Source organism: Vibrio sp. Y176 (genome assembly GCF_033438945.1).
Genome location: NZ_JAWOQS010001287.1, coordinates 1 through 500, shown reverse-complemented (window position 1 = coordinate 500; position 500 = coordinate 1). Strand labels below are relative to the sequence as shown.

Annotated in this window: 1 pseudogene; it reads left to right on the top strand. The window is 44.4% G+C overall.

Going from position 1 to position 500, the window contains the following annotated elements:
* A pseudogene (locus tag R7O13_RS31450) lies at window positions 1-500 on the top strand (cobyric acid synthase CobQ); the annotation flags it as partial.

Sequence of the window (500 nt, the reverse complement as noted above, 5' to 3'; positions counted from 1 at the left end):
ATCAGTACGAGACGATTTGGCATATCTAAAAAGTCAAGGTTGGGATAAAGACATTCTGCGCCACATTCGTTTAGGTGGAAAAGTAATGGGCATTTGTGGTGGCTACCAGATGCTTGGTAAAACGATTGATGATCCAGACGGTGTAGAAGGTGAACCGGGTTCAAGCGAAGGTTTGGGACTATTGAATGTTCATACCGTGCTAACTGGTAGTAAACAGCTCACCAAGACTGAAGCTGTGCTCAATCTCAATAACCAAAAAGCGAAGGTGAAAGGTTATGAGATTCATGTTGGTAGAAGCCGGGTACTTGACGAACAACCGCTTGAACTCGACAACGGAGAATGTGACGGTGCCATTAGTGAATGTGGCCAAATTATGGGAACCTACTTGCACGGATGTTTTGACGAAGCGGAAGCGCTAAACCTCATTACTGAGTGGGTGAATGGCACTCAGGTCAAACAGCAAGATTTTGAAGCATTGAAAGAACAAGGTATTAACCGTA